Consider the following 4,863-nt stretch of genomic DNA (forward strand, 5'->3'; position numbering starts at 1 on the left):
TCGGCTTCGCTCGAGCGGGGGGACCCCCACCGCCCACCCGTGCCGCCCTGGGGGTCCCCCAGGCCCTTTAGGCACTGGGGGAGGCACGCATGCCCGCAGCTACGTAGGGGCGGGTCAGATCGTCAGGGACAGGAGGATGGGGGTGGCGCTCTTGTTCAGGGTGTTCGCCGCTGCCTTGAGGCGGTGGGCGTGTTCCAGGGGGAGGGAGAGGGCCAGGCAGCCGACTGTGGTGCCGGCGGTGATGGGGACGGCGGCGCAGACCGTGCCGATCGCGTACTCCTGGAGGTCCAGGACGGGCACCGTGGACGGCTGGGAGTCGAGGCGGGAGAGGAGCAGCTTGTCGCTGGTGATGGTGCGCGAGGTGAGGCGGGCCATCTTGTGCCGGGACAGGTGGTCGCGGCGGGCGCCCGGGTCCAGCTGGGTCAGCAGGCTCTTGCCGACGGCGGTGGCGTGGGCGCACGAGCGGAAGTCGACCCACTCGTTGACCGCCGGGGTGGCCGGCCCGTCGGCGTACTGGGCGACGCTGACCTCGCCGTCGACGTACCGGCTCAGGTAGACGGCCGCGCCGACCGAGTCGCGCAGCCGGTCCAGGGTCTGCTGGAGCTTCTCGCGCACGGCACCCTCGCGGCCGTGGGCCGAGGCGAGGCGGCGCAGGGTCTCGCCGGTGACGTACGCCCGGTCGGTGAGCTCGGTGACGTACCCCTCGCGGCGCAGCATGCGCAGCAGCGCGGTCAGCCGCTCGGGCCGCAGGCGGGTGCGGCGGGCCAGCTCCGTGTCGGTGACGCCGGTGGAGTGCCGGGCCACGGTCTCCAGCACGCGCAGCGCGTCCTGGGCGGAGTGGTACGGGGCGGTCGGCTCGTTCGTCAGCGCCACGGTGTTTCCCCTTGCGCTCGCCTGTCCGGCTGCGGGATCCGGCCGGCGGACGGTGTCGTGGAACAAGTGGAACGGGTGTCCGGAACTGGTGTCTGGAACGGGTTTCGTGGAACGGGTCCACGATAGCGGTCAAGGCGGCCGGGGGGAGGGGGTGTTGGCGAGATTGTGGTCCTCGCCCACACCCCTCAGCAGGGACGCAGGCCCGTTGGCATATGCCAACAGCATCATCCGGCGACCCGACCTCCTCCTTTTCGGCCGAACGCGCCCCGGAGTCCGTCGCGCACGTTCCGTGACTACAGGACCGCGCTGAGGAACTCCCGGGTGCGGTCCTGCTCCGGGTCGCTGAAGATCTTCTCCGGCGAGCCGGACTCGATGATCCGCCCCGAGTCGAACATCAGGACCTGGTCGGAGATGTCCCGGGCGAAGTTCATCTCGTGGGTCACGCACAGCATCGTGATGTCCGTGGTGCGGGCGATGTCCCGGAGCAGGTCCAGCACGCCCGCGACCAGCTCGGGGTCGAGCGCCGAGGTGACCTCGTCCAACAGCAGCACCCGCGGCCGCATCGCCAGCGCCCGGGCGATCGCCACCCGCTGCTGCTGGCCGCCGGACAGCTGGGTCGGCCGCGCGTCGCACTTGTCGGCCAGACCCACCAGGTCCAGCAGACCGCGGGCGCGCTCCTCCGCCTCGTCCTTGGACAGGCCCAGCACGGTCACCGGAGCCTCGGTGATGTTCCGCAGCACGCTCATGTTCGGGAACAGGTTGAACTGCTGGAACACCATCCCGATCTTCTTGCGCACCTCCCGGCACTGCTTCTCCGACGCCGGGAACAGCTGCTCCCCGTCGACGGTGATCGTGCCCTCGTCGGGTTTGGTCAGCGTCATCAGGAGTCTGAGGATCGTCGTCTTGCCCGATCCGGACGGCCCGATGAGCGTGACGTGTTTGCCCGCGTCCACGGAGAAGTCGAGGTGGTCCAGGACCGTGTTGTCCCCGAACCGCTTGGTCACCTGGTCCAGGCGGACCAGCGGGCTGGCCTGCGTGGCGGGGTCGGTCGGCTGCTTGCTGGTGTCAACGGACAAGGCGTCGCTCCAGGGTGCGAAGGAGAAGGGAGGCGAGGTAGGACAGGACGATGAAGGCGACACCGATCACGGTCACCGGCTCGGTGAACTGGAAGTGCTGCTGGGAGAAGAGCCGGGCCTGGCCCATCATGTCCAGCACGGTGATCACCATCAGCAGCGGCGTGTCCTTGAGCATCGCGATCACGTAGTTGCCGAGCACCGGCACCACGCGGCGGATCGCCTGCGGCAGGATCACGGTCGTCCAGGTCCGCCGCCGCGGCAGGCTCAGCGCGGTCGCCGCCTCCCACTGGCCGACGGGCACGGCCTCGATGCCGGCCCGGTAGACCTGCATCGTGTACGTCGAGTAGTGCAGGCCGATCGCGACGACACCGGTGGTCAGCGCCGAGAACGTCAGCCCCCACTCCGGCAGCACGTAGAACAGGAAGAACAGCTGCACCAGCAGCGGGGTGTTGCGCACGAACTCGGTGACGATCCCGACCGGCCAGCGCACCAGCCGGGTCGGCGTGCGCATCAGCAGCGTCCACACCAGGCCCAGCCCGAACGAGATCAGCGAACCCAGCGCCAGCGCCTCCAGGGTGACCAGCAGGCCGTCCCAGAAGTGCGGCATGAAGTCGCTCACGGCGTTCCAGTCCCACTTCACGACGCACCTCCGGCGACACCCGCGACACCCGCGCCGGTGGTCTCGGCGCGCTTCGGCTCACGCGCGGACACCGCGCGCTCCGGTCCTCTGCCGACCCCGGCCTTCAGCCGCCGCTCCAGCGCCCGCATCAGCCGGGTGAGGACGAAGGCGATCACGAAGTAGATCAGCAGGATGTACGTGTAGATCTCGGCGCTCTCCTGGAGCGCGAGCCGCACCAGCTTGCCGCTGAAGGTCAGGTCGCCCATGCCCATCACCGACACCAGCGCGGTGCCCTTCAGCAGCTCCACCAGCAGGTTGCTGAACGGCGGGATCATCTCGGGCACCGCCTGCGGCAGCAGGATCTTGCGCAGCCGCTGGCCCGGGGTGAAACCGAGCGCGACCCCGCCCTCCTGCTGCGCGGGGTCCACCGCCTTCAGGGCGCCGCGCACGATCTCCGCGCCGTACGCCCCGTACGTCATGCCGAGCGCCAGCGTGCCCGCCCACATCGGGACCAGCTGCCAGCCGAAGGCCAGCGGCAGCACGAAGAACACCCAGAAGATCATCACCAGCGCCGAGGTCCCGCGGAACACCTCTGTGTAGAAGCCCGCGACGAAGCGGACGATCCACAGCCGGCTGGTGCGCGCGATCCCCACGCCGAACGACACCGCGGCGCCCAGCAGTGCGCTGAAGAACAGCAGTTGGAGCGTGACCCACACGCCCCTCAGTACGAGTTCCCACAGTCCCGAGGTCATCCGCCGCACAGCTCCTTCGCGGTCAGATCCGTCATCTCGGCCTCGGTGAACCCGAACGGCTTGAGGATGCGGAAGAGTTCACCGCTCTTCTTCAGCTTGCGCAGCTCGACGTTGAAAGCGTCCCGCAGGTTCGTCTCGGCCGGCCGGAACGCGAACGCGCCGCCGTCGACGTGCCGTTTGCCGTCCACGATCGGGGCGAACGCCCTGGTCGCCTCGGCCTTCGAGGACTTCTTCACCACCTCGCGGACGGTCAGCGCCGTCCCCGAGAAGACGTCCGCGCGCCCCGCCTCGACCGCGTTCAGGCCCGCGACCTGGTCCGGCACGATGAGGATGTCGCTCTGCTTGTAGCCCGCGTCGATCGCGTACTGGATCTCCGCGTAACCGGTGCCCGTCGCGAACTTCGCCTTCTTCGCGACGATGTCCCGGTAGTTGTGCAGGCCCTTCGGATTGCCCTTGCGCACGATGAAGGCATCGAGCATCTGGTAGTCCGGATCGGCGAAGATGACCTGCGCGCAGCGGTCCGGATTGACGTACATCCCGGCCGCGACGACATCGAACTGCTGCGAGTTGAGGCCGGGGATCAGCGAGCCGAACTCGGTCGGCACGGGCTGCACCCGGTCCACTCCGAGCCGCTTGAAGATCACCCTGGCGAGTTCGGGCGCCTCACCGGTCAGGTCGCCGTTCTTGTCGATGTACCCGAACGGTATCTCGCCGGCGATCCCGAGCCGTACGACCCCCTGGGCGCGCAGGCGCCGCAGCAGGTCACCACCCTTGACCGTGGAGGCGGAGGCCACCCGGGAGCACCCGGCGGCACCCAGGGCACCGATCGCCGTCACTCCCGCGAGCAGCGACCGGCGAGAGGGTCCGTTTGTGTGCACGCCATGACGTGAATGTCTGTGTGGTGGAGCCATGGCGCCGCGGCTACCCAACGGCTTGCGATGTATGCACCATGGAATTCATGACGGACCGCTACCTGGAAGTGTCCCTGGCCAAGCGCGGAATCACGTGCACGGCACGGCTCCTCGACGAACGCGCGCCCCGTACCTGCGCCGCGGTGTGGGACGCGCTGCCGCTCGCCGGCGACGTCTACCACGCCAAGTACGCGCGCAACGAGATCTACGCCCTCTTCCCACCGTTCGCGGAGACGGAGCCGCCGCTGGAGAACCCGACCGTCACGCCGATCCCCGGAGACCTCTGCTACTTCTCCTTCGCCGGCGCCGAACTGGGCACGCGTGCCTACGGCTACGACCGCGAGGTACGCCCCGGCACCACCGTCGTCGACCTCGCCCTCTTCTACGAGCGCAACAACCTCCTCCTCAACGCCGACGTCGGCTGGGTCCCCGGCACGGTCTGGGGCCAGATCACCGACAACCTCGACGCGATGGCCGAGGCCTGCAACGACCTGTGGCGCACGGGAGCGGCAGGCGAGACGCTCAGCTTCCGCAGGGCCTAGTGTTCTGAGTCGGGAATTCTGTTCAGATATGAGGCGAGGCGTTCAAGGATTTCGTCCGCGGTCTTTGTCCAGACGTAGGGCTTGGGGTCG

Annotated in this window: 6 protein-coding genes; 1 reads left to right on the forward strand and 5 read right to left on the reverse strand. The window is 68.9% G+C overall.

What is annotated here, in order from left to right; genetic code table 11:
• Positions 1 to 114: 114 nt before the first annotated feature.
• From ABZ854_RS36920 to ehuB, 5 genes are all read right to left on the reverse strand, one after another.
• Entirely contained in the window at positions 115 to 873 is a 759-nt protein-coding gene (locus tag ABZ854_RS36920; protein ID WP_361220361.1) for an IclR family transcriptional regulator C-terminal domain-containing protein, read from the reverse strand.
• 293 nt (positions 874 to 1,166) lie between these two features.
• A complete protein-coding gene (ehuA, locus tag ABZ854_RS36925) occupies positions 1,167 to 1,949 on the reverse strand; it encodes an ectoine/hydroxyectoine ABC transporter ATP-binding protein EhuA (RefSeq protein ID WP_361220364.1) in 783 nt (260 codons plus the stop codon).
• Complete coding sequence (gene ehuD / locus ABZ854_RS36930) at positions 1,939 to 2,589, reverse strand: ectoine/hydroxyectoine ABC transporter permease subunit EhuD (protein ID WP_361220367.1); 651 nt, start codon at positions 2,587 to 2,589, stop codon at positions 1,939 to 1,941. The genes ehuA and ehuD overlap by 11 nt, the downstream gene beginning before the upstream one ends.
• Positions 2,586 to 3,320: an ectoine/hydroxyectoine ABC transporter permease subunit EhuC gene (gene ehuC, locus ABZ854_RS36935; protein ID WP_129308983.1), complete on the reverse strand. Its 735-nt coding sequence runs from the start codon at positions 3,318 to 3,320 to the stop codon at positions 2,586 to 2,588. The genes ehuD and ehuC overlap by 4 nt, the downstream gene beginning before the upstream one ends.
• Positions 3,317 to 4,231, reverse strand: a complete 915-nt coding sequence (gene ehuB, locus ABZ854_RS36940) for an ectoine/hydroxyectoine ABC transporter substrate-binding protein EhuB (protein ID WP_361220371.1) — start codon at positions 4,229 to 4,231, stop codon at positions 3,317 to 3,319. The genes ehuC and ehuB overlap by 4 nt, the downstream gene beginning before the upstream one ends.
• Before the next feature lie 47 nt (positions 4,232 to 4,278).
• Here ehuB and ABZ854_RS36945 point away from each other — a divergent pair, with 47 nt between their 5' ends.
• A complete protein-coding gene (locus tag ABZ854_RS36945) occupies positions 4,279 to 4,773 on the forward strand; it encodes a DUF3830 family protein (protein ID WP_361220374.1) in 495 nt (164 codons plus the stop codon).
• Positions 4,774 to 4,863 lie beyond the last annotated feature (90 nt).

It is taken from the genome of Streptomyces sp. NPDC047028 (assembly GCF_040644095.1).
Classification (GTDB): Bacteria; Actinomycetota; Actinomycetes; order Streptomycetales; family Streptomycetaceae; genus Streptomyces.